This window comes from Salinibacter grassmerensis (genome assembly GCF_947077765.1).
Lineage (GTDB): Bacteria > Bacteroidota > Rhodothermia > Rhodothermales > Salinibacteraceae > Salinibacter > Salinibacter grassmerensis.
This window is the reverse complement of the sequence record NZ_CAMTTF010000003.1, coordinates 312,108-336,345: the sequence shown is the minus strand read 5'-3', so window position 1 is coordinate 336,345 and position 24,238 is coordinate 312,108. Positions and strand designations below refer to the sequence as shown.

The window sequence follows — 24,238 nt, the reverse complement described above, 5'->3', positions numbered from 1 at the left end:
AATCCCATGCCGACTCCACGCATTGGAAGCCGCCCCCGTCAAGACGCGGGAGTCGTCTCGTTCCGATTTCCTCTGGGTTCTTCTTCCCTGTATCGATGAAGGCACAGCTCCTGACCATTGGCGATGAACTGTTGATTGGCCAGACCACCAATACGAATGCCGCGTGGCTGGGGGGGGAGCTTAGTCGGCTCGGCGTCCGCATGACCCGGACGGTGACCGTCGGGGACGCCCGGGAAGACATCTTCCGAGAGCTGGACCGGGCGTACGAGGAGGCCCGTCTCGTCATCTGCACCGGTGGGCTTGGCCCTACCCATGACGACTTGACGCGCACGGTCATCGCCGATTATTTCGGCGCTCCGCTCCAGACCGACCCGGATGTGCTGGAGCGTGTTCGCCAGTATTACGACCGCCGGAATCGAGACGTGCCGCCGTCGGCCCCGGCCCTCGCCCAGCGGCCGGAGAGTTTTGAGACGCTCGCCAATCCGGTCGGGGCCGCCGTGGGGCTGTGGCATGAGGCCCCGGACGGGCGACTAATTGTGCTGCTGCCTGGCATTCCGGAGGAGATGACTGCTATCTTTGAGGCCTCGGTCCAGCCGCGGCTCGAACAGCAGTCGGGCGTGGGCGAGGTGCGTCACCGGACCCTCGTGACGGCGGGGATCGGGGAGACGGCCCTGCAGGAGAAGCTGGGCGATCTGTCCGACGTGCTGGGGGACGATGTGTCCCTGGCGTACCTGCCCTCCACGAGCGGTGTGCGCCTGCGCCTGTCGGCCGATGCTCAGCAAACGACGGCGGATGCGCGTCTCGACACGGTGGAAGCGGCAATGCGGGAGCGGGCCGGCAACGACATCATTGGCACCGGCGACGTTACCCTGGAAGAGGTCCTGGGGAATGCGCTGCGAACGCGTGACGCCACGATTGCCAGTGCGGAGAGTGCCACGGGCGGTCTCATCGGGCACCGGCTGACGGGCGTCTCCGGGTCGTCCGACTATTATCTGGGGAGCGTGGTCGCCTACGCCAATTCCGCAAAGAAAACGGTCCTTGGAGTGGAGGAGGCAGCGATCCGCGAGCACGGTGCCGTGAGCGAGGCAGTGGCCCTCCAGATGGCCGAGGGGGTTCGGGAGGCGCTAGGCACCACGGTGGGCGTGTCGACGACCGGCATCGCGGGGCCGACGGGCGGCACGCCCGAGAAGCCGGTAGGCACCGTGTGGGTCGGGTACGCCGACGCATCCGGAGGGCACGCCCGACGCCACCAGTTCGTGGAGGACCGCACGCTCAACAAAGAGCTCTTCGCGTCCGCGGCCCTCGAACAGGCGCGTCGGACGTTGTCGGCGTAGGGGCTCAGCGACTGGGCCGCCAGCCCCGCTGGTCGATGCGATCCTGTGGGGCACCTCTCCACGCTCGAGAACGTGCGAGAGTACAGAGAGGCCACCGACGAGTTATTTGCCAACCAATCTGTCTGTGCATCCTATGCGAGCCGTTCGCGTCCCCGAGCCTGGCGACCCGTCCGCAATGACCATCGGCGAGGTGCCGACCCCGACCCCTAAGGCCGACGAGGTCCGTGTCCAGGTGCACGCCACTGCTCTCAACCGCGCCGACACGTTCCAGCGCCGCGGCCACTATTCCCCACCCGACGGGGCATCCTCCATCATGGGGCTCGAGATGGCCGGGATCGTTCAGGAGGCCGGGTCTGGTGTGACCGACTGGCACGAGGGAGATCGCGTATTCAGCCTGCTGGCCGGGGGCGGGTACGCCGAACAGGTGGTTGTGCACAAAGACCTGCTGATGGCCGTCCCGCCGGGCCTCTCCATGCAGGAGGCGGCGGCAATCCCGGAGGTGTTTCTGACGGCGTACCAGGCGCTCCATTGGCTTGGGGGGCTACAAAGCGGGCACGACACGCTTATCCATGCCGGCGCCAGTGGCGTGGGAACCGCTGCCATTCAACTCACGCGGGAGGCCAGTGCGCGCCCCTACATCACGGCCTCGGCCCCGAAGCACGATCTCTGCCGCGATCTCGGAGCGGCAGCCACCATCGACTACGAGTCGGAGGACTTCGCCGCCCGGGTCGACGACCTCACGGAGGGAGAGGGGGTAGACATCGTGCTCGACTTCATCGGCGCGCCGTACTTTCACCAGAATGTGGAGGCCCTGTCGGTGGACGGCCGCATCGTCCAACTTGCGACTCTGGGGGGCAGCACCGTGGCGGAGGTAAGCCTGCGCGCCCTGATGGCCAAACGCATTCAGCTCCTAACCTCGACGCTCCGCGACCGAAGCCTCGACTACAAGGTACAGCTTACCCGTGCGTTTGCGGGGGATGTCGTGCCCAAGTTCGCGGACGGCCCGCTCCGCCCAGTGATCGATTCGACCTACGACTGGACCGAGGTGGCCGACGCCCACCGGCGCATGGAAAACAACGAGAACGCCGGAAAGATCGTCCTTCAAGTGGTCTCGTAGACCGACACACAAACGCCCCGAGTCCTTTTGAGGACCCGGGGCGGAACGGGGACGAGACCGTCCGAATACGTCAAGGCCTACGCTAGGCTCGCGTCGAGCGTGATCTCCGTACCGGCGAGGGCCTTCGAGACTGGGCAGCCGTCCTTGGCCGCCGCAGCGTGTTCTTCAAACGTGTCCGCGTCGAGGCCCGGCACGGACGCTTCCGTCGTCAGGTGGATCCCGGTGATGGTGGGGTCCCCCTCGACCATCTGAAGCGTCACGTCCGCGGTGGTGTTAACCGACTCGGGCTCATGCCCGGCCTCGGCCAACACGTTGGAGAGGGCCATCGAGTAGCAGCCCGAATGGGCGGCGGCAATCAGCTCTTCAGGATTGGAACCGTCTCCGTCCTCGAAGCGGGAGCGGAACGAGTATGCACCTTCATAGGCTCCACTTTCGAGCCGCATGGTGCCGCTGCCGTCGGGCAGGTTGCCGGTCCACGTTGCGTCCGCAGAACGAGTAGGCATAACGAGATGTGTGGGTTGGTGGTTGGGGATCTCAAGTGACACTCACTGCAAGCGCGCGTCCCCCCGTACGTTCCTCTCCAACGTCGCTTTTCGGAAAGAACACACCACCACCACCGCCCCGCCCGCTGAGGGCTACGCCGCCTCGCCGTTGCCGTTGAGTTCGTCGAGGTGCACGTCCATCTGCGGATACGGAATGCCGATGTCCGCCTCGTCCAGCTTGTACTTCACCTGGCGGGTCAACTCCTGCCGGAGGCGAAAATAGTCGTCGGTCTCGGCCCAGACGCGCACCTGCCAGGCAATGGACGAGTCTCCAAGGCCCGTGAGTGCGGCCTGCTCGCCCTTTTCCGCCACGCGACCGTCAACGCTGCGGGCCGCCTCGAGCAGCACCTCGCGGGTGGCGTCGATGTCCGCCGGGTAGTCGGTTCCGACGTTGCAGTCCACCCGGACAATATCGTGCGCAAAAATATTGCGGATGGTGGAGCCGAAAATGTCGCCGTTCGGAACGATGATAAGACGGTTGTCTCGGGTGGTGAGCCGCGTAAAGAAGAGGGAGATGTCGCGCACGAAGCCGGTCTCGTCGGCAATTTCGACGTAGTCGTCGACCTTGAAGGGCCGAAAGATCAGCAGCATGATGCCCGCGGCGAAGTTGGCGAGGGTGCCCTGCAGGGCGAGGCCAACCGCAAAACTGGCGGCGGCCAGGACGGCGACGAAGCTCGCCGTTTCGATCCCCACGGTCTCCAGGCCGGCGAAGAGGGCCAGCAGGAAGATGGCGTAGTACGCAAAGTTGCCGGCAAACTTCGTCAGGGTCGTGTCGACCTGCGGCTTGTCGAGCCCTCCCCGGATCGTATCGCGGACCCAGGTCGCCACGTACCGCCCCACGATGAGAATGAGGACAAAGGCAACAATGCTCAGTACGTAGGAGCCGAGCACCTGTATCGTCTCGGCGTTTAGGTAGTCCTGAGAACGGGAAAGAAGGTCGTTCATGACGGAGAAGAGTCGCGGCTTATAGGAGTGGAAAGCACCCTGAAGGTACTGAGCCAAGAGGGGAAGTATCAATTTTTAGACGGCCGTGCCCGCCGAATGGGCATTAATTGCCGAAAATTGCCCCCGACTCTTAGGGGAGCGACTCAGGCTGGCCCTGAATGCGGGCAAGGAATTGGCGAAGGAGTGCGGCGTTGAGTTCGAACGGCGGCTCGGGGCGCGTGATGCCGATGATGGTTCCGTCCGGTCCTGCCCGCAGCCTGTACGTGAACAGATACTCGCCATCGTCGGTGAGGCCGACGTCGTTGCGCCCGAACCGAAGATCATGAATCCGCAGAGCGCCCCCGCCGTCCCGACGGACGACGAAGTAGCCCTGAGAGAACCGGCGCAGCTCCCTCACGACGGGGGTGTCCCACTGATCTTCCAAGAGGTCGTGTTGCTTAGGCACGTACTGGAAATTGACGGAGCGATCTGGGTCGAGAAGCGAGTAGTCCCCGACGTAATATCCATCCTTAGTTTCCGCGACGCCCTGCCAAAGGAGGTTGTTGAAAGGGGTGGGGGACGTGAAGATGCGTTCGTAGTGGGGAGCCGTGTCCGAGAGGGCCTCCTCAAAGACCTGCTTGACGTGTTCCTTGTTGACGACGGTGAAGAGAAGGTACGCGGAGCTCAGCGCAAGGCCCACGTAGTTCGCCCAGCGCCGCGCCGGCACTGTGGCGTTCCACCGGAGAGACACGAGCAGCCCTGCCGCCAGCGGCAGGGTATACAGTGGGTCGATGACAAAGACAGCCCCGTAGATGACAGGGTAGTTGCTGAAGGGCCAGAAGACCTGCGTGCCATACGTTGTGAGGCAGTCGAGTCCCACGTGTGTACCGAGCGTGAGCGCGACCAGGGCCCCCCACTGCCCCGTGGAGACCGGAACGTCCCGATGAAAGCGCCGAAGCCCGTATGCCGCACACACACTTACCAGGGCAATAAACACCAGGGAGTGCGTGACACTCCGGTGCATGGTGAGCGCCTGAATTTCTGTCAGAAACGGGTTGGCTAGCACGTCGAGATCGGGCAGGAGGCCGAAGGCCGCGCCCCACAGCGGCGCTTTGAGGTCGGCCTCGCGGCCCGCCGTCGCCTCGCCCACCGCGGCGCCCAGTGTAATCTGTGTCACGGAATCCATAGGGTGGGAAGTATTCGGTGTTGAAGAGGAACGTGACAAGGGGCCTCCTGTACGGCGCCCTTCCCCCGTTGAGCCAGGCTTTGCCGTAATGTCTGTACACCCGTTACGAGGCTGCCATGCCCGACCGCTATCGCTGTCGCGTCGAAGATGCTGTCGTTCGTCCCGAAAAGCACGAGGCGCTGGAGGGCCTCGTGCGGAAGCTGTTTGAGCGGCGGCACCACGGCCTCATCGGCGGGCGGGAAAAAGACTGGCTGACCGTCGAGCTCGTCCAGTCGCTGCGGGCGGAGAGCCAGGTGTATCAGGAGGAGTTGAGCACCAAGACCGACGGCCCCCTTCCGTTTGCCCTCGGTTATTTTCAGATCCGCGGTGACGAGCTCACGCTGGTCAGCGATGAGGTGCCCGCCAACGTCTCTCCCGAAACGTTCGTGCGCTTCCTGAGCGAGTTTGTGCAGCCCGGGGCACGCTTTTGGTTTGCGGATGGGGAGAACGAACAGAAATGGCAGGTTCGGGGCGTCGGGGAGGTGGACTGCGTCACCGGTGCTCCGTCCCGTCAGACAGCCGAGGGCGAATCATCGGGGGCTAGCAGTTGAAGAAGGCGGGACGCAGCCTCCTCCGTGGATAGGTTCTCGACATCGTTCTGGGCCTCCGGTAGGAGCGTGACGGTGCGGTACCGGCTGCCCTGCTCGTTGCCCAGGTGCTCCCGCACCCGGACCCCCAGGCACGAGCCGTCGTGGCCGACCAGACCGGTGACCGTGTTGGGCCGGTTCGGAAACGGTGTTCCGTCTGGAAGGGCCTCCTCCACGGTGTGCAGGGCCGCCTGTGCGGCTTCAGGGGACGGCGCCGCCAGTCGCGTGAATACGTCGACGGCAAGCTCGCGGTGGAAGTCCACCTCAACGCGACTCATGGTGGGATTCATGGGCGTCCAGTCGAGGTCGATCGTCCCGCATCCCCCCGTCAGCTCCTCGACGGCATTGAGGAGGCTCGGAAAGCGCTCCTCAAAGGCCGCCTTCAGCTGCCCGTACCCGCGCATCTCACCGCGCATGTCGGGGCGCTGACTCATTCCCTCGGCCGCCTCCGTCGAAGCCTGGCGGAGCCACTGCCGGATTTCTTCGGTCTGCATGAGCCGTTCGTTGGCGGACTGCACCGAGTCTGAGAGGAGAGGGTCAAGGAGGGCGGTCCAGTCCTCTTTGGAGCGGGAGGAGGGCATCGTCGAGAGCGTCAATTCCGGGCGAGGTAGAAGATGGGTGGGATGAACACGTAGAAACAAAAAGGGACATTCTCTGTCTAATGTACGTCACCCTTTTTCCCTAATGCCACCGGATGCATATTGTGCCTGACCGACCCGCGACGTCGCGGCAGCCGAAGACGATGCCGCTCGACGAGCTCTCTGAGCACCTTCAGCTCTCGAAGCAGACCCTGGTCCGCTGGACTGATCGTCACCTGATTGACGCGGACCTGTACTGGTCCCTCTCCGACTCCAACGAGGAGATTCGGATGATTGACCTCACGGACGAAACCCTCGACTTCCTCGAGGACTTTGCCGCCGATTATCGGGAGGACGTCGTGAGCCGAACAGAGGCGCGACGGATCCTCAAGCAGATCGACCGGAAGAAGATCAAGAAGCTGATCCGGGCTGGGGACGTCGAAGACGTGGAGGTCGATGAAGAGACGCGAGTCGTCGTGGGCAGCCTCGAAGACTTCCTGATGAGGCGAGAGCGCGTGGAAGAGGAGGAGGAGGACGAATAACGTCGCCCCTCACGCCTCGTCGGACAGCATCTTCTTGAGCGTCGGGCGCATCTCCTCGGTGGGGAAAATGCCGACGACCCGCTTCGTGATCTGTCCATCCGGGGTCACGAGAATCGTTGTGGGAAGACCGGGAATAGGCCCGAACTCCGCCTCGACGGTGCCTGCTTCGTCTACGACGATCGGGTAGTTGATGTCGAGCTTCTGGGCAAATGGCTCCACGACCTCACGGCCCTTGCGGTCCAACGCCACCCCGATGACCGTAAGGTTCTCAAGGTCCGTGTGCAGGCCCTTAAGGTCTGGAATTTCCTCACGGCACGGGGCGCACCAGGTGGCCCAAAAGTTGACGAGGAGGAGCTCACCGTTCCGGGCAGCGAGGTCGATTGAGGCCCCGTCGAGCGTTTCCATCGTGAGAGTGGGGACCGGCTCAGGCCCCACGTCCCGCACCTTGCCGGGAATGGGGCGGCTCGACTCGGACGCGGATGGTGCGGCCTGATCGCTGGTCTGGGCTGTGTCGTCTCCCCCACATGCGATGAGCAGGGCGAGCAGCCCGGCGGTGCAGGCGAGCGTCAGAAAGCGATGCATGAGGAGGGTCAATTGGTCGAAGAAGGCGCAGACTGGACGGCCTCCCGGACGGCATCGGCCGTGACGTCGAAGTGGGAAGCGTCAAACACCGGGGTCCCGTCGTCGAGGACAATAGCCTGCGGCGTTTCGTGTCGGATGTCCAGGGCTTCCTCAATCTCGTCGGACAGGGCGCGGCTCTCCTGCACGACGAGCTTGTAAACGTGCAGAGAGCCCTCTTCGGCCAGGGACTGTAGTTGCTTCTCCGCCTTGGCGCTCACCGGACAGGCCGAACTGTGCTTGAACACGAGCACCGGCTGGTCTTCGGACGCGGATTGGGCCTCGGCCCAGTTGGCGTCGCTGGAGAGGGAACGGAAGGGAGAATCAGACACTGCGCGTTATTCGTCAATGGTACAAATAGCTCGTCCTATCTGTACCACGACGTAAGGACCGTGATACACGGAAGGGGGTGAACAATCGGTCAATACCATCCGAGTGGACCCGAGGCGGGCGATTCGACCAGGGCGGGCCCCATTTTCTTGCTCAATCAACCTACGTACTCCTATGAAAACGCCGGAGACTGCGGCCGACGATGTTCGGTGGGCCCTTGATGACCTGTACGATGATCCTGATGCCTTAGAAAAGGATCTTGCGTCGCTAGAGACCGACGCGACGAATTTCGCCGAGGAGTACCGAGGACGGATTGGGGAGCTGGAACCCGAAGCACTGGCCGACGCCCTGGACACACTCGGCTCCCTCCAAGATCGGCTCGGCCGGGCACATGCCTACGCACACCTGTACTGGACCGCCGACACCAACGACGCCGACCGGGGGGCGCTCCGGCAGTCGGTGCAGGAGACCGTGGACCGCATCCAGCAGCGTCTCGTCTTCTTCGACACCGAATGGGTGGCCCTTGACGCAGAGCGCGTGGAGGAGCTCCTCGCCCACGAGGCCCTCGACGATTATCGCCACTACCTCGAGACCGAATATCAGCGCAAGGAGCATGTGCTGAGTGAGGCCGAGGAAAAGGTGCTCTCGGAAAAGAGCATTACTGGCAAGAACGCCTGGACCCGCTTCTTCGACGAAACCCTCGGCGCGGCGCGGTTCGAGCTCGACGGCGAGTCGCTTACCCAGGAACAGACCCTATCGAAACTCTACGAGCCCAACCGGGCGGTCCGGCGGGAGGCGGCCCATGCCTTCACGGACGGACTGAAAGAACACCTCCGTACCCTCACGTACGTCTTCAACACGCTCCTGGCGGACAAGGCCTCCACCGATCGACTCCGCGACTACGACCACTGGCTCGAACAGCGAAACCGTGCGAACGAGGTGGATGACGAGACGGTCGACACGCTCATCGAGGCCGTCACTGGACGATACGACCTCGTGGCACGGTTCTACCGCCTCAAAAAGCAACTCTTGGGCGTCGAAGAGCTTTACGACTACGACCGCTACGCGCCCATCCGCGAAGCGGACTCGACCTATGAGTGGAGCGACGCGCGGGCCCTCGTTCTGGACGCCTATGGCGACTTCCACCCCGAAATGGCACAGGCGGCCCGCCAGTTCTTCGAGGGGGACTGGATCGATGCCGCGCTCGTCCCGGGCAAGCGCAGCGGCGCCTTCAGTCACGGGACGGTGCCGAGTGCGCACCCCTACGTGCTGCTCAACTACACAGGCAAGCCCCGCGACGTGCAGACCCTCGCCCACGAGCTGGGCCACGGGGTGCACCAGTCCCTGGCACGCGAACAGTCCATTTTTCATCATGGCACCCCCCTCACGACCGCCGAGATGGCGTCCGTCTTCGGCGAGATGCTCGTCTTTCAGCGCCTGATGCGCAGCGAGGAGGATCCAGCGAATCGACTTGCCCTGCTCGTTGCCAAGATTGACGACACGCTCGCGACGGTCTTTCGGCAGGTGGCCATGAATCGGTTCGAGCACCGCATCCACACTGCCCGACGCGATCACGGAGAGCTTCAGGCGGATCAGTTCGGGGAGCACTGGATGGAGACGCAGCGGGCTATGTTCGAGGGAAGTGTGACCCTCGGTGAACACTACCAATATTGGTGGAGCTACGTCCCTCACTTCCTGCACACGCCGGGCTACGTGTACGCCTACGCGTTCGGCGAGCTACTGGTGCTGGCCCTGTACGCCCGCTACGAGTCGGCCGATGGGGGCTTCGCCGACCGCTACCTGGATCTCCTCCGGGCGGGCGGGTCCGACTGGCCGCACGAGCTGGTGGGACAGATGGGCGTGGACCTGGAAGACGAAGACTTCTGGGCCAGCGGCCTCTCACACGTCGAGGCCCTCATTGAGGAGGCGGAAGAGCTTGCGGACCAGACGGCGCTCGGCTCGGCCCGCGGGAACGGACAGGCGTGAACGTCCCCCTGAGTCATCTGCCTGGCACTGGAGCGCTTCCTCCCATGTCCGATTCGCCACGCCCGAGTAGTCAGCCTGACTTCTGGGACGTCCGCTACGAACGAGAACGACACCTCTTCGGGGCGGAGCCGAATGCCTTCGTGCAAGAAGAAGTCCACCGCCTGCCCACCGGAAGCGAGGTTGTGGAGCTGGGGGCAGGGGAGGGGCGCACGATGGCCTGGCTCGCCCAGAAGCACGGGCATCACGTGACCGCCGTCGACTTTTCGGAGACGGCACTGGCCACGGCCCGAGAGTGGGCAGACGCCCCCGCCCTGTCGTTCGAGATCGTCCAGGCCGACGTGCGCACTTGGCAGCCCGATCGGCAGTGGGATGCGGCCGTCGTCACGTTTCTGCAGTTGCTTCCCGATGAGCGTCAACGGCTGTACGACTCGCTAAAAAACATCGTACGTCCCGGCGGATGGATCTTTGCCGAATGGTTCCGGCCCACCCACCTGACGGGCACCTACGACCGCATGGGACCGAGCCGGGCAGACCGGATGGTGCCGGTGGAAGAAGTACGTCGGGCCTTTGCGGACGAACGTCGTGCTTCTGTAAAGGCCGTGGACGCGAAGCTCCGCGAGGGCCCGCATCTCAACGGGGAGGCCGCTGTCGTGCGGGCCACTGTACGGGCCGGGGCTTCCTGAGTGTAATGGGGCCGTGGGGAACAGCCCCACGGTAGTCTCCCAAATTGCCGTGCCTGGTGGGAAAGGCCACTCGTGTAGACATTGGCGGTGGCAGAAGATACATTTCTTCTCACAACACCGCGGGGCGCATGTCCCCGACACCTTGTCTCACTTCCCAAACCCATCTCTTTCCCATGCTCGCAATTGACGACCTACTGGTCGCCCGCGACTTTTCGTCGGTATCCGATCGGGCCGTCCGGTATGCCCTTGACGTAGCCGCACGGACGGGCGCCACGCTCCACGTTCTGCACGCCGACGTCCTGCACGAGGCTCCCGATCCGGACGCCGACGAGGGCCGTTCGCCGGGCGACGGCTTTTCGCGATTTCGCGACGCGGTGAAGCAGGAGGGTACCGTCTCGGCCGACGCCCTCGACGCGGTGACCATCAAAGAAGTGGTGCGTCGTGACGTGTCCGCTGGGCCCGCGATCGTCAACTACGCGACGGAGGCGGACGTGGATCTTATCGCCCTGGGCACACATGGACGACGCGGGCCAAGCCGCATCCTGCTGGGCAGTGTGGCCGAGGAGGTGGTGCGCCGGTCCGACCAGCCGGTGCTGTCCGTTCGGGGCGATGCCGACGGCCAGTCAGAATCCTCCCCCCGAATTGTTGACCGGATTCTCGTCCCCGTCGACTTTTCTGATCCGTCCCGCGAGACCCTCCGCACCGCAAAAGAGTGGGCCGCCCTGTACGACGCTTCGATCGACGTTCTGCACGTCGTGGCCAAGCGCATTCAGCCTGCCTTCTACACGGGTGGGGTGCAGTCCATTTACGACATGGAGCCGGACATCGAGCAGAAGATGATGGACCGCCTGGAGACCTTCGTCGCCGACACCGGCGGGCCGGAGCGGACGATCCGACCGCACGTGGTTGTGGGAAATGCGGCGCCGGACATCGCTGAATTTGTGGACACCGAGTCGGTTGATCTTGTGGCCATGTCGACCCACGGCCGTACCGGGCTCGATCGCTTTCTGCTTGGAAGCGTGGCCGAGAAAGTTGTCCGATACGTGCACTGCCCGGTCCTGACAATGAAGCCCTTTGGGACGACCTTCACCACGCCGGAAGAGAAGTCTGAGTCTAGCGCGTGACGCGGCCCCGCGCTGACTTGTTCACGGACTCTGTTGTGTGGCCATGTTGCGCGTCGACCGCATTTTATTTCCCACCGACGGGTCTGAGTGTGCGGGGCAGGCCCATCGTCACGCCCAGCACCTTGCTGCTCATTTCGATGCCGCCCTTCATGTCATCTCCGTCGAGGAGCACGACGTTGATCCTGATGAGGTGATCGAGGTCGAAGAGGCGAGTCTCCAGGCACGTGTGCATGGAGTGGAGCCGGGAGGGGGGGCGCTGCCGGCCGCACGCCTTCGAGAGCGGGCCGTCACCCATCCGACCGCGGCCGGGGGCATTCTCAACTACGTTGTTCAGTACGACGTGGACCTGGTCGTCATGGGCACGCACGGCCGTCGAGGCCTACGGCGCCTCGTCCTGGGCAGCGTGGCGGAGGAGGCGGTTCGAAAGGCGCCGTGTCCCGTGCTGACGGTCGGACGGGGGGCGGTCGCCCCCCAAGACATGGAGGGCGGCACCCTGCTGGTCCCGGTCGACTTTTCGGAGCACCGGTTTCGGCTGATGGCCCACGCCCGAGAGATTGCCCCAGTGTACGGCATGGACCTTACACTTCTCCACGTCGTGGATGCGACGGGCCTGCCCAATGCCTACGGAGCGCACGGCTCCCCGCCCGATCCCGGCGTCCTATCGGACCGGGCCGAAGAGGTGCTCGACGTGGAGGCCGAGTCCCTCCGAACGAAGGGAATCGAAGTAACGCTCGACGTGCGCGGGGGACACCCGGCCGCTGAAGTCCTGGACGTGGCGGAGGAACGCGGTGCGGCCTTCATCGCCATTGCAACCCACGGCCGAACGGGGCTGGAGCGCATGCTGATGGGCAGTGTGGCGGAAAAGGTGCTTCGCCGAGCGCCGTGCCCGGTCTGCGCCGTGAAGTCTTTCGGTCGGTCGCTGGTCGACGGCCACGACAGTGCCGGCGCGTAGCAGATCCTCAGCGTAGTTCTCCCCCCAAACGCTCTCAACTCCATGGCGCTCCCCCGTTCGCAGGATGGCCTCGTGCTGATGTGGAGTGGAGGCAAGGATGCGATGCTGGCGCTCGACGTGCTTCACAGTCAATCGCCCCGGCGCGTGGGGGCCCTGCTCACGACGGTGACGGAGGACAGGGAGCGCGTCACGATGCACGGCACCTCTCTGTCTCTCCTGGAGCGGCAGGCCGATGCGCTCGATCTTCCGCTCCACGTCATGCGAGTGCCGCCACAGCCCCCGAATGAGGTGTACGAGGCGCGTCTGGAAGCGGCCCTGACGCCCCTTCTGGAAACCGGATTCTCCACCGTCGTCGCGGGGGATCTGTTTCTCGATGACGTGCGCGCCTACCGCGAAGAACTGATCGAGTCGTTCGGGGCCACAGCTCTATTCCCGCTGTGGGGGCGCGACACGACGTGGTTGGCCCAGCACTTTTCGGCGCGGGGCTACCAGGCCGTCGTTACCACCGTCGATACCACCCAGCTCGACTCATCCTTCGTGGGACGGGCCTACGACGACGCATTTCTTGAGGACCTACCCGACGGGGTAGATCCCTGCGGCGAGCAAGGGGCCTTCCATACGTTTGTGACTGACGGCCCGCCGTTCGCACGCCCCGTGTCTGTAGCAGAAAACGGCCGAGATACCACGGGACGCTTTCACACGGCCCGCCTGAGGTCTACGAGGGAGGGGGCATAAGCGCAGCGTGTTCTCCCCAGCCCGGACCAAACCTGTGAGGCGCCGCGCGGCGCAAGGACCGACCACAACCCCTACAATACAAAAACCCCTCCGCTCGGCGCTGCCGAACGGAGGGGAAGAAGTAGGTTCGTAGTGGAGCGGTCACTCCTCATCGGAATCCGTCGCAGACTCCTCACCGGATCCATTTTCGTCGGTGGGTGCTCCCTCAGCAACTTCTTCAGTGGAGACGCTGGCCTCTTCCGCGTCTGCCGATGTCTCCTCGGTCGGGGCCTCGCCCTCCTCGACCTCGAAGGAGAGCTCTTCCGAATCGCCATCGTGCGTGATGAGGACAGTGTCGCCCTCCGTGATCTCGTCGTGGAGGATGTCTTCGGCCATCGGGTCCTGCACGTACTTCTGAAGAGCCCTGCGAAGCGGCCGCGCACCGTACTTCTGGTCGAACCCGCGGTCCGTTAGGAATTCCTTGGCGGCCTCGTCGAACTCAAGGTCAAGACCAAGCTCCTCGGCCCGGTCGAAGAGATCCTCCGACATGATGTCGATGATGTCGAAGATGTTCTCCTTGTTGAGCGGGTTGAAGACGATCACGTCGTCCAGCCGGTTCAGGAACTCCGGGTTGAAGACATTCTTGAGGGCATCCTGGACGGTGGACTTCATGGACGTGTAATCCATGTCCTCTCCGTCCGTTTGGTCAAACCCGATCCCCTGGCCGAAGGACTTGATGTCCTGCGTGCCAATGTTGGAGGTCATGATGAGGATCGTATTGCGGAAGTCGACCTCCCGGCCCATGCCGTCGGTTAGGATGCCGTCGTCCAGCACCTGGAGGAGGATGTTGGAAACATCCGGATGGGCCTTCTCAATCTCGTCGAGCAGAACCACAGAGTACGGCTTCCGGCGTACCTTCTCGGTAAGCTGGCCGCCCTCTTCGTGGCCCACGTATCCTGGAGGGGCCCCCACGAGTCGGCTCACGGAGAACTTCTCCATGTACTCGCTCATGTCAATTCGGATAAGCGACTCCTGGGAGTCGAAAAGGTATTCGGTGAGAACCTTGGCCAGCTCGGTCTTGCCAACGCCGGTGGGGCCTAGGAAGATGAAGGAACCAATCGGCTTCTCGGGGTCCTTCAGGCCAGCACGGGTGCGGCGGATGGCCTTCGACAGCTTCTCGATGGCCTCGTCCTGTCCCACGACGTGCTCCTTGAGGGACTCCTCCATCTTGAGGAGCTTCTGCTGCTCCGGCTCGCTAATCTTGTCGACCGGAATGCCCGTCATCATGGCCACTACCTCAGCGATCTCCTCCGAGGTGACATCGTGGATTTCGGTTTCGGCCTGCTCGTGCCACTGCTGCTTGGCCTCCTCCAGTTCCTCCTGGAGGGTCTTCTCCTTGTCGCGGAGACGGGCTGCCTCCTCAAACCGCTGGCTCTTGACGACCTGGTTCTTCTCCTCCTGTACGTCCTCAATCTGTTCCTCAAGCTCCAGAATCTGGGGGGGGACCTCAATATTGGAGAGGTGAACCCGCGCGCCAGCCTCGTCCATCACGTCGATCGCCTTGTCCGGCAGGAACCGGTCGGTGATGTAGCGGTCGCTCAACTGCACCGCCAGGTCGATCGCCTCCTCAGAGAAGCGGACGTTGTGGTGGTCCTCGTAGTAGGACTTGATGTTCGAAAGGATGTTGACCGTCTCCTCAGGCGTCGACGGATCGACAATGATTTTCTGGAAGCGGCGGTCGAGTGCGCCATCGCCCTCAATGTTCTGACGGTACTCGTCAAGCGTCGTCGCACCGATGCACTGAAGGTCGCCGCGGGCAAGGGCAGGCTTGAACATATTCGACGCGTCCAGGCTGCCAGAGGCGCCGCCGGCCCCGACGATGGTGTGGATCTCATCGATGAAGAGGATGATGTCGTCATTGTCCTCCAACTCCTTCATCACGGCCTTCATCCGCTCCTCGAACTGGCCACGGTACTTGGTACCGGCCACGAGGGACGCAAGGTCGAGCGTGACGATGCGCTTGTCGTAAAGCACGCGGCTGACCTTACGGTCCACAATCCGTGCGGCGAGTCCCTCCGCGATGGCGGTCTTTCCGACGCCCGGCTCTCCGATGAGAACCGGATTGTTCTTTTTGCGCCGACTCAGGATCTGGGCGACGCGTTTGATCTCTTCTTCGCGCCCGATGATCGGGTCGAGTTCGTCCTCCTCCGCCAGCTCCGTCAGGTCCCGGCCAAAGTTATCCAGAACCGGTGTGTTGCTGTTCTCCGACTCGCTGCTCTCCTGCCCGTAGCCGGAAGAGAGGCGACCGCCGGATCCACCGCTGCCGCTGGAAGAGGAAGAAGCCTTGCCACTAATAATGGAGTCTAGCTCGTTTCTCACGGCGTCGTACGTTACTGAAAAACCTTGTTGGAGAATTTGCGCGGCAATGTTTTCATCGTCCCGGAGCAGGCTCAGGAGGAGGTGCTCCGTCCCAATGACGTCGCTCTTGTAGAGCTTCGCCTCCAGGTATGTGATCTTGAGCACCTTCTCGGCCTGCTTGGTGAGGGGGATGTTCCCCACCGAGGTAGAGCTGCTGGTGCTCCGGACCGTATCTTCCACGGCCTCTTTGAGCTCCAACAGGTCACACCCGAGATTGCGGAGAATCTTGACCGCAATCCCGTCGCCCTCTCGGATGAGACCAAGCAAGAGGTGCTCCGTACCGATGTAATCATGCCCGAGCCGCACCGCCTCCTCGCGGCTGTACGAAATGACGTCCCGGACACGATTCGAGAAGTTGCCTTCCATACCAGATGGGTTGAACGATCAAAAGCGCCGCGTCGGCGCCCTACACGGCGGGGACGCGATGAGGAAAACAAGTTTCGTCCTTTCCTCAGAGACGACCCCACGCGTGAAGCACGTTGTGCAAGTAGTAACCATGCATTTGCGCACTCTGTTCCCCTTCCCGCATCTCCTGCATATGGGGAGACGAACTAGTGCAGGAGCGTTACAAGATTGACGAAGCGGTCGGCGCGCCAGTGAGTCGCAGGAAGAGGCCTGAGGCGCCAGAAACGGCGACTGACAGGATTCAGTGCGCGGAAGGCAAAAATGCTAGGCCGCAAAGCTAGCGCCGCAACCACATGTCTCGGTCGCGTTGGGATTCTCAAAGGTAAAGCCTCGCGCGTCGAGCCCGTCGTGGTAGTTGATGGTCGTTCCCATCAGGTAAAGCCCATGCCGCTTGTCCATGTAGACGGTGATCCCGTCGAGGTTGAACACCTTGTCCTTCTCACGCTCCTTGTCGAATCCAAGCACGTAGCTCATGCCCGAACAGCCTCCGCCCTTCACGCCTACGCGGAGCCCGTACCCGTCCGGAATGTTTTTCTTGTTGATGATCTTCCGGATCTCGCGCGCCGCATTCGGGCTGATTTGGATTGGGGCGTCCTGAGCAGAGGCGTCCGATGTCGGAGAAGCAGTCTTGGGCATAAGAAAAGGGGTACGTGAGCCATTCTGCGGACATCTCGTTTCGGATCCCTGCCTAACGACGGTAGAATTCCCCTGTTCCGGTATCCCGTCGCTCCGCAACCGAGCACCTAACGACGTAGGACTCCTCTTGGAAGAGCAGATCGGCCTTGAATTGCTGGATTCGGGAAACGTGTCCGGGGGCGACGAACCCTTGGTCCGTGTAGACAGTCCGTTGACATGATCCTGCTTCCAATAAATTCCCTGCACCGCCGTGGCTTCCGTCGACACAAATTCGTCCGTCTCGCCCTTCGTGCGTGCTGCCGGGCTGGCTGCCCTGCTTCTCCTGGGGCCCCTTGCCAGAGAGGCAGTGGGCCAGTCCGGGGGCCCAACCCGCGACTCGCTGGCCCAGATTCAATCGGCGCAGTTTGGGGACGCGAAGGACGCACATCTGTGGCGGGTTGGGGCGTGGGGGGGCGTCAACGCACTGGGGGGACTGGCGCTTGTCTGGGCGTCGTCCCGCTCGGCCCAGTCGACGCGGTGGCACTTTGGGGCGATGTCGGCAGGGTGGGGGCTCGTGAACGCCGGCATTGCTGCTGGCGGGCTTCTGGGGTCCGGGGGACCGCCGGCGGAGGCCGGTCCCCTACTCGCGGCGGAGCGGCAGTTTCACGACGTGCTCCTCCTCAACCTCGGTCTGAACGTGAGCTATTCCGCCGTGGGAGCCACGATGCTCGGGGCAAGCCATTACGGGATCGACAATGTGGGCCGGTGGCGCGGCTTTGGCGCATCCCTCATCCTGCAAGGCGTTGGGCTGCTCGTGCTCGACGGCATCGCGTTCTGGGCGTCGCGGGGGCGTCTCTCGTCGCTCCTTGATGCGGGCGTGCAGCTCTCCGTTCAGGCGGGCCCCACAGGTGCCGCCGTCGCGCTGCAGTTTTGATGCTGGATCAGCGCTATCGGAGGGTGAGATCAACCACGAGAGGAAGGTGATCGGAAGCCATGACCGTGTCGTCGTGCTGGAGGCCGTTTTCGCTAAGCCTAGCGTCGGAGAGCCGTCGAGTGTTGAGCACGAACTCATGAACCGCATCCAGCACGCTGTCGGTCACGTAAATGTAGTCCAGGCGCCCAGGCGAAAAAGAACTCTCCGAGCGGGTCCACGTCGTGTGGAACGGTGCGGCCACCTGCTGCGGATTGGTGTCGAGGAGGGGCGAACTGTCCCAGTCCGGTGACACCGAAGGGCCAAAGCGATCAGTGTTCACGATCTCACCCGAGCGCAGGGTGCGAGGCTGTTGGGGATCACCCACGAAGTTCATGTCGCCGATGACTGCGATGGGCGTTTCTGACTGGACTCCGAATGGACCATCGCCTTGCTTCACATCGCGTAGGAAAGCAGCCACACCGTCAACCACCAGTTGACGTTTCTCGTCGCGGGAGAGCTCGTCTGGGCCTCCCTCCTCATTGCAGCACGGCGGATGCATGAGCACCACAATGAGCTCACCGCCGAAAGCATCTCCCATGTCGAGGAGAAAGGCCCCGCTGGTGGTGCTCTCCGTTCCAGGAATGACGTGCGTGTCTTGAATAGGATGGCTGCTTCCTAGCACGAGATCTGTATTAGTATCAGTCTTCGCCCAGTCCCACGCGGCCGGAATGCCAAGTTCATTCTCGGCGACTTGTTCGGTCTGACTCGCTGACTGGGGCACCTCTTGGAGCCCAAGAATATCCGGGTCAATCGCGTCCAAAATGCGGCGGTAATTAGGCTGTACGTCTGATTTGAAGATTGAGCCACCGAGCACGTTGTAAGAAAGAACCCGGACACCGGATGCGGGAGGACCATCGAGGGACGGCGCGTTGGCGGCAGCGTCCGTGTCGGACAGCACATACCCGAGGCCGCCATCTTCGTCGGGCAGACGGTCTCCATCGGTCGATAGCCCAACCCGGAGGCTGTCTCCAGAAAATACTGATTCGGCAGAGCGGTCCAATGCGATTTCGAACGTGTTGGACCGAACGGTAGGGAGAGACGAAATGCCAATATCGTCGTGGCTGATTTCTTGTCCACGGAGGCGACCGATTCGCTGGCCAAAGGTCCATTCAAGCTCCGCTCCTAACCCCAAAGAAGAAGCTCCCGTGTTTGGATTGTTATCCGTATCTAGGTGTAGTGTAAGGTTGTTCTTTTCCAGCAAGTCAATCTGCCGATTGAACATCAATCGCAAAAACAAATGCTGATCGGTGTGGGCCACCCATAACTTTTGAATCCCGATAGCTCCATTTCCGTCATCGGTGTCATCGTAACGGGCAGTAAGGTCGGACCAGTCTCTGCCCTTCCCGTCCACGACGATAGGGGCTGCCTGGCTTGCAAAGCCCTTAACGGGGTCGGGGATCTCATTTCCAGAATCGTTCCCGTCGCTCACGTCGTTGGTCCCGGTACTGTCACACCCGCCGAAGAAGAAAGCTAGAAGGATAGTCAATACGACGATTCGAATGGGACAGGCTGATGCTGAAGGGAAACGGAAAGCGCATCGCGATTGAAACTTCATGCTATAAAAGATGACTCTGAAATTAAGCGGATATATCAGTATTTATCTTTCCTGAAGATAAAGTTGTTTCGCCGCTTCTTTTGGCAGGATTGGTACCACCGTTCTTTAATGCCTTAGGAAGGTAATTCGTAATGCCTCTTAGTTTTGAGTCCGCGCCGGCCCCACGCTCGTCTGGATGAGCTCGAAGATGCGCCGGTATTCGTCCGTCCAACTCGACGGTTCTTCGAATCCGTGTCCCTCCACCGGATACATCGCCAACTCCCAGTTCTCCTTGCCGAGCTCGATGAGGCGCTGGGTAAGCCGAAAGATGTCCTGCGGCTGCACGTTTGTATCGACCAGGCCATGGGGCATGAGAAGCGGGTCCTCCAGCCCCTCCGCGTGGTAGATGGGAGAGGAGCGGGCGTAGGCAAGAGAGTCGGTCTGCGGGGTGTTGAGGATGTTGGACGTGTAGACGTCGTTGTAGTGGGCCCAGTCGGTGACCGAGCGGAGCGCCGCCCCGCCGCCGAAGTGGTCCGGTTCGGTGAAGAGGGCCATCAAGGTCATGAAGCCCCCGTATGAGCCGCCGTAGATGAACCGACGGTCGGCGGGAATGTCGTAGGTCTCGCCCACCCACTCGGCGGCGTCCACATAGTCCTGCAGGTCGCGTCCGCCCATGTGGCGGTAGACGGCCGTGCGCCAGTCGCGCCCGTAGCCCGCCGAGCCGCGGTAGTCCACGTCGACTACCGTGTAGCCGAGGTCCGTGAGCATGTTGTGGAACATGTACTCGCGGAAGTACGGCGGGAAGTCCTTGATCACATTTTGCAGGTAGCCGGCGCCGTGGACGAAGAAGACGGCCGCGCCGTTCGGATTGTCGGGCCGGAAGACATGGGCGGGCACCTCCACGCCGTCCGATGCCTCGAAGCGCGTGAGTTCCGGCATGCGCCAATCGTACGCCGCCCACTCGTCGGTGGGGGACTCGGTGATGCGGCCCTGTTCCGCGTCCGGTGTGGCGTCCTTGAGGTAGAGGTCGGCGGGCTGGTTCGTGGTGGAATAGAGCGTGGCGAGGCGCTCCCCGTCCGGACTCAGGGCGGCGTCGTGGGTCCCCGCCATCCGGGTGAGGCGCGTGATCTCGCCGCCATCGGCAGGCATCCGCTCCACGTGCTGCTGGTGCGGCGAGTGCCGATTGGTGGTGAGGGTCCACGTCGAGCCGTCCTGCGACAGCTGAGCGTCGAGCACCTCGAAGTCGCCGCTCGTGAGTTGGGTCGTCTCCCCGGTTTCCACGTCGACGGTGTAGAGGTGGCTGTAGCCGGTGGCCTCGCTCTGGAAGTAGAAGTCCTCCCCGTCGGGCATCCATCCGACATTGCCGGGCCCGCCGTATGCACTGATGCCGGGTCCTCCAATCCAGGCCGCGTCGTGCTGGCGATCGAGCACCGTGAGGCCGCCTGTTTCGGGGTCGAGGCGGGCGATCCACCGGTCCTTGTTGTTGTCCGCCCGCACCACGAGGACGCCGTGCTCCCCGTCCCCGCTCCAGTAGGGGCCGTAGCTGTAGAGGGCCCGCTTGGCCTCGCTGGAATCAAGCTCCACGCCCTGCCCCTGCCGGTACTCCGGCACGTCGTAGGCGCCGGGAAGCTGGTGCAGATTGACCTCAATCGTGGTGTCCCGGTCCAGGTCCTGTACATGTAGCGCGAAATCGCCGGGCGGAATGCCAACCTTGGGCCGGGCGCGCTGGACGTCGGCGCGGCCCGATTCGGTGACGTAATCGATGACCTGCGTGGGGTCGGCGGCATCCGGCTGAGACTGCTGCGCGATGGTCACGAACCGCTCGGTTGGGTCAATGCGAATGTCACTCACCTCGGCCTCCCCGGTGTGGAAGGTAGGGGGCGGGTCGTCGGCCCTGCGATCCCGCTCCCGCATCTGCTCGGCCCGTTCGTTCTCTTCATTCCGCTGCCGGAGTGTCTCGAAGAGCTCCAGCTGTTGCTCCTCAAGGAACTCTGCGCGGGGCGTGGGCTCGCTCTCTCGAGGCTCGCGTCCGGATTGCACGTCGGTCAACTGCCGAACCTGACCGGTGCTGAGGTGGACGGCAAACAGATTGTCGTCCCGTTCGAACAGAACCCGCTCCCCGTCTCGGCCGAACCGCGGATCGCCTTCGCGGGCCGGGGTGTCGGTCAGGCGGGTCTGCTCGTCGCTGGTTCGGTCGTAGAGATACAGGTCGCCGTCGGCGGTGTACACCTTTCGGGAAAAGTCGTCGGTGTAGACGTGCTCGCCGTGGTGCCAGCCGTCAAACGTCGGGGGATTCGACCGTCGCTCCGCCGGAGACACCTTTTGAGGAGCGCCGCCGCCGCGCGACACTTTGTAGAGCGAGTCACTGGGGAAATCGCCGCCCGGGTTCCAATCGAAGTAGAGGGCCTGGCCGTGTTCGTGCCAGCGGGCATTGGTTGGCCAGTCGCCGATCCACGTCTCGGGCTCCTGCATGATCTGCTTGACCGTCAACGACGAGGTCCGCTCGGCGGGCTGTGCCAGCGCTGAGCGCAGGGGGAGAAGGAGGATCGAGAGAACGAAGAGAAGAGAAGAAAAGCGGATCACGATGGAGATACGTTTTGAATCGATGATGCCATCCCGCAGCATAACGAATGGCGGAAACAATGTCGATGAGGGTGTTCCGTTTAGTGCTGTTATTGCAAATTCCGTTTTGTGTGTGCTTAGCTATGCCCGAAGGGGCCTTACACAGGGGGATGCGCGCTCCAATCCAGACCACTCACAGTCAGCGCACTGCCGTCTTCTCTCTGCGGTACCGTGGACTCCAACGCTGACACAGTGAGGGAGCAGATCGAAAAACGGTCCATCCATCGCCTCGCGATTGCTGAGGGGCATATCGGCTCTCTCTACACATGTATGCGTCGCGGTGCTGCATCCCCGACGCTGTATTTGTTTTGGAGAGTACGAACCTCCATGGTACGCACCGTTCCAGAAAAAGCGCGGACATTGTTTTCGCCGACACGAATGCATGGAGAGCCTCCGCAGAGATACGTTCCCATTAAGGCGTAGTGGTGGGTGCATCCACCGAGGCACAAGACCATTCGTTAACCTGCTGCCGCGTGAAATTGAGTCGGGTGGCCTTTGTGACCACGGGTACCCGGTCCGCGTCGTACGGCGGATGAACCCACTCCCAGACCGTTTGTCCCTCCGAGTCCACCTCCACGACCCGTCCCGCCTGCGCCTCAGTTAGTAGCATGTTGCCGTTCTGCAGGCTTTGAAATTTGCCTCGGACATCCGTGTAGAAAGGATCCGAGGAGGACGTTGGGAATCGGATCTCCGTCGAGCCTGTGTGCGGCTGTAAAGCCACGATTCGGCTTCCCCCAAGCATCGTCCCCCGTTCCGTAAAGTCTTCGTTGTTGTCGAAGACGCCAATCCAGCCGTCTCCGATGAAGTCGGGATCGTGCTGTTGAATAAAGGGGGCCGAGGCATGCCACTTTACCTCCTCCGTGTCGGGGTCGAGAACAAAGACGAGATGCGGTTCCCGAAGCGAAACCAAGAGGTCGCCGGCATCGAAGAGTGGATACTCATCGGCCATCCTGGGAGAGAGCGGCTCCACGTCGTTGAGATGCGCGAGATCTTCGGTGCCAGGTCCGTCCGTACCGGCCTCCGGCTGGTTGGTCTTGACCGCGTACCGCTCCAGGTCGTTCGCATAAAGAACGTCGAGCACATTGATGGTTTGCAGCAAGTCTCCGTTTTCCCCCACATGTAGCAGCTCTTCGATCCACACCGATTCCTCAAGTCCCGGGTATCCGCCGGGGTAGGCCGCGCTTGTCTGACGGGGCTGCCGGCTCGTTCCTGGAATCCAGAACGTACCGTCGTGCGCCCGTGTAATCGAGTGGTGGTTTCCTTCTGCCAGGCGCCATTGCACGCGCCCGCAAGCGTCCAATCGCACGGTGCCGACACGAGAGAGATTGACGAAGAGATCTCCGTTTGGGGCGACATGGGAGCCGTGCAAAGCCCGAACTTCAGGATACGTCCAGCGCAGGTCGAGCGAGTCGGGAAAGAGTGCTCCCTTATCGATGGACCAATGGTGGACTACCTGTCCCGTGCGGTCGATGAGCCTCACGCCAGCCGACCACGTGTCTTTCGTCTGCCACGTAGACGTGATGACCGTGAGTCCGGGCTGAACTCGACTCGAATCTACAGTTCGGGCTCCAGAGCGATCGTACACGCGATCGGCGAGGGGAGTAGGCGTTTCCGACCAGTACTTGCCTAGGGTCGTGGCCTGGTCCGAGGCCTCCTCCAGCACCTCGTTGGGGAACCACCCATGCCAACGAGTGGCGAACCCGAGAAGGAATGTGATGAAGGATACGGAGATGACGAAGAAGATCTTCGCAAAGTGAGATGATCGCATCCTGGACCGGTAACGGTTTTACGAAAGGGAGGGGGGCTGTGGCCAAAGGGCCACGCCGGGCGACGAGGACTTGATGAGGGCCGCCCGGTTTGAGCGCTCCTGAAATTCGGTCGCGTTCGGAAGAGAGGACCCGAGAGGGCAGACGGACCGGCAAACTGTGCAGGCTGGGCAGGTGGTTTGCCTATGGACAAAGGTCAGCAGCGAAGCGCACAGGAGCGCGTGCTGTGCGGGGAGGGTAAACTCGGGTTTTGGTCCGCTGGGCGTGTGAAAAAGCAGGCGCCGCTTTCGGCATTGTGTCGTCGGCATGATACAGTACGTATCGGTGTGTCGCAATCCTGTGCCGATCCCACAACTCAAGCCCGTCAGGCAAGGAGACTGGCCCAGCCAGTCATAGAAGTCGACTGGTCGAAGGCACACCCCACACTCGCTGTGTCCAACGGATTTCAGGCGGCCTGAGGACGCCGTCTTCTTTGTGGATCTCAAAGAGCAGCCTGGGCTGTTGTGGCTTGGGGACGACCTGCTCATTGGGGGGCGGGACGGGAAGAAGACCCCTTTGTCGTCCATGGAGGCCGGAAAGTAGCCAGCTGGGTCACGCAGGGCCTGTCCTTCGAACCATGTTGGTGTCGCTTGGGACCCTTCCGTTGGTG

At 62.6% G+C, this 24,238-nt stretch carries 21 protein-coding genes; 10 read left to right on the top strand and 11 right to left on the bottom strand.

All coding sequences use genetic code 11. From position 1 onward, the window contains the following. Window positions 1-95 precede the first annotated feature (95 nt). Together OJB03_RS08715 and OJB03_RS08710 are read left to right on the top strand one after the other, a co-directional pair. Window positions 96-1,334 carry a competence/damage-inducible protein A gene (locus OJB03_RS08715; RefSeq protein WP_263786560.1) on the top strand — a complete coding sequence of 413 codons (1,239 nt, stop codon included), beginning with the start codon at window positions 96-98 and terminating at the stop codon, window positions 1,332-1,334. Window positions 1,335-1,467: 133 nt separating this feature from the next. Continuing rightward, the gene (locus OJB03_RS08710) at window positions 1,468-2,451 is read left to right on the top strand and encodes an NAD(P)H-quinone oxidoreductase (RefSeq protein WP_263786558.1); all 984 of its coding nucleotides are present in this window, start codon (window positions 1,468-1,470) and stop codon (window positions 2,449-2,451) included. Between the two features lie 77 nt (window positions 2,452-2,528). Here OJB03_RS08710 and OJB03_RS08705 read toward each other — a convergent pair whose 3' ends face one another. The 3 genes from OJB03_RS08705 to OJB03_RS08695 form a co-directional block, all read right to left on the bottom strand. Beyond that, complete coding sequence (locus OJB03_RS08705; protein WP_263786556.1) at window positions 2,529-2,954, bottom strand: OsmC family protein; 426 nt, start codon at window positions 2,952-2,954, stop codon at window positions 2,529-2,531. Between the two features lie 132 nt (window positions 2,955-3,086). Beyond that, window positions 3,087-3,938, bottom strand: coding sequence for a mechanosensitive ion channel family protein (locus OJB03_RS08700; RefSeq protein WP_263786554.1), 852 nt, complete (start codon window positions 3,936-3,938; stop codon window positions 3,087-3,089). A 130-nt stretch (window positions 3,939-4,068) separates the two neighbouring features. Next, entirely contained in the window at window positions 4,069-5,103 is a 1,035-nt protein-coding gene (locus tag OJB03_RS08695) for a metal-dependent hydrolase (RefSeq protein WP_263786552.1), read from the bottom strand. 116 nt (window positions 5,104-5,219) lie between these two features. Between OJB03_RS08695 and OJB03_RS08690 the strand changes: the two genes are divergently transcribed. After that, entirely contained in the window at window positions 5,220-5,693 is a 474-nt protein-coding gene (locus OJB03_RS08690; protein WP_263786550.1) for a hypothetical protein, read from the top strand. Here the strand turns inward: OJB03_RS08690 and OJB03_RS08685 are convergent. Beyond that, on the bottom strand, window positions 5,654-6,310 hold the full coding sequence (locus OJB03_RS08685) for a hypothetical protein (RefSeq protein WP_263786548.1): 657 nt from the start codon (window positions 6,308-6,310) through the stop codon (window positions 5,654-5,656). The genes OJB03_RS08690 and OJB03_RS08685 overlap by 40 nt on opposite strands. A gap of 122 nt (window positions 6,311-6,432) precedes the next feature. Here OJB03_RS08685 and OJB03_RS08680 point away from each other — a divergent pair, with 122 nt between their 5' ends. Next, window positions 6,433-6,849, top strand: a complete 417-nt coding sequence (locus OJB03_RS08680; RefSeq protein ID WP_263786546.1) for a hypothetical protein — start codon at window positions 6,433-6,435, stop codon at window positions 6,847-6,849. A 9-nt stretch (window positions 6,850-6,858) separates the two neighbouring features. Here OJB03_RS08680 and OJB03_RS08675 read toward each other — a convergent pair whose 3' ends face one another. Together OJB03_RS08675 and ytxJ are read right to left on the bottom strand one after the other, a co-directional pair. Beyond that, entirely contained in the window at window positions 6,859-7,431 is a 573-nt protein-coding gene (locus OJB03_RS08675) for a TlpA family protein disulfide reductase (RefSeq protein ID WP_263786544.1), read from the bottom strand. A gap of 8 nt (window positions 7,432-7,439) precedes the next feature. Further along, window positions 7,440-7,799, bottom strand: coding sequence for a bacillithiol system redox-active protein YtxJ (gene ytxJ, locus OJB03_RS08670; protein ID WP_263786542.1), 360 nt, complete (start codon window positions 7,797-7,799; stop codon window positions 7,440-7,442). Between the two features lie 172 nt (window positions 7,800-7,971). On the opposite strand from ytxJ, the gene OJB03_RS08665 reads away from it, so the two are divergent. The 5 genes from OJB03_RS08665 to OJB03_RS08645 all read left to right on the top strand — a co-directional run bounded on the left by OJB03_RS08665 (window position 7,972) and on the right by OJB03_RS08645 (window position 13,277). Then, the gene (locus tag OJB03_RS08665; RefSeq protein WP_263786539.1) at window positions 7,972-9,783 is read left to right on the top strand and encodes a M3 family oligoendopeptidase; all 1,812 of its coding nucleotides are present in this window, start codon (window positions 7,972-7,974) and stop codon (window positions 9,781-9,783) included. Between the two features lie 44 nt (window positions 9,784-9,827). Beyond that, the gene (locus OJB03_RS08660; protein WP_263786537.1) at window positions 9,828-10,466 is read left to right on the top strand and encodes a class I SAM-dependent methyltransferase; all 639 of its coding nucleotides are present in this window, start codon (window positions 9,828-9,830) and stop codon (window positions 10,464-10,466) included. 173 nt (window positions 10,467-10,639) lie between these two features. After that, a complete protein-coding gene (locus OJB03_RS08655) occupies window positions 10,640-11,590 on the top strand; it encodes a universal stress protein (RefSeq protein WP_263786534.1) in 951 nt (316 codons plus the stop codon). A gap of 43 nt (window positions 11,591-11,633) precedes the next feature. Beyond that, window positions 11,634-12,542, top strand: coding sequence for a universal stress protein (locus OJB03_RS08650; protein ID WP_263786533.1), 909 nt, complete (start codon window positions 11,634-11,636; stop codon window positions 12,540-12,542). A 42-nt stretch (window positions 12,543-12,584) separates the two neighbouring features. Then, complete coding sequence (locus OJB03_RS08645) at window positions 12,585-13,277, top strand: adenine nucleotide alpha hydrolase (RefSeq protein WP_263786532.1); 693 nt, start codon at window positions 12,585-12,587, stop codon at window positions 13,275-13,277. A gap of 141 nt (window positions 13,278-13,418) precedes the next feature. Here OJB03_RS08645 and OJB03_RS08640 read toward each other — a convergent pair whose 3' ends face one another. Next, the gene (locus OJB03_RS08640) at window positions 13,419-16,040 is read right to left on the bottom strand and encodes an ATP-dependent Clp protease ATP-binding subunit (RefSeq protein WP_263786531.1); all 2,622 of its coding nucleotides are present in this window, start codon (window positions 16,038-16,040) and stop codon (window positions 13,419-13,421) included. Window positions 16,041-16,343: 303 nt separating this feature from the next. Then, window positions 16,344-16,715: a HesB/IscA family protein gene (locus OJB03_RS08635; RefSeq protein WP_263786529.1), complete on the bottom strand. Its 372-nt coding sequence runs from the start codon at window positions 16,713-16,715 to the stop codon at window positions 16,344-16,346. 250 nt (window positions 16,716-16,965) lie between these two features. On the opposite strand from OJB03_RS08635, the gene OJB03_RS08630 reads away from it, so the two are divergent. Beyond that, window positions 16,966-17,628 (top strand): DUF6992 family protein, encoded by a 663-nt coding sequence (locus OJB03_RS08630; RefSeq protein ID WP_263786527.1) that lies wholly within the window; start codon window positions 16,966-16,968, stop codon window positions 17,626-17,628. Between the two features lie 13 nt (window positions 17,629-17,641). Here the strand turns inward: OJB03_RS08630 and OJB03_RS08625 are convergent, their stop codons facing one another. From OJB03_RS08625 to OJB03_RS08615, 3 genes are all read right to left on the bottom strand, one after another. Then, window positions 17,642-19,222, bottom strand: a complete 1,581-nt coding sequence (locus OJB03_RS08625; protein ID WP_263786525.1) for an endonuclease/exonuclease/phosphatase family protein — start codon at window positions 19,220-19,222, stop codon at window positions 17,642-17,644. A gap of 138 nt (window positions 19,223-19,360) precedes the next feature. Further along, window positions 19,361-21,784, bottom strand: coding sequence for a prolyl oligopeptidase family serine peptidase (locus tag OJB03_RS08620; RefSeq protein WP_263786522.1), 2,424 nt, complete (start codon window positions 21,782-21,784; stop codon window positions 19,361-19,363). Between the two features lie 451 nt (window positions 21,785-22,235). Further along, window positions 22,236-23,591: an arylsulfotransferase family protein gene (locus OJB03_RS08615; protein WP_263786520.1), complete on the bottom strand. Its 1,356-nt coding sequence runs from the start codon at window positions 23,589-23,591 to the stop codon at window positions 22,236-22,238. Window positions 23,592-24,238 lie beyond the last annotated feature (647 nt).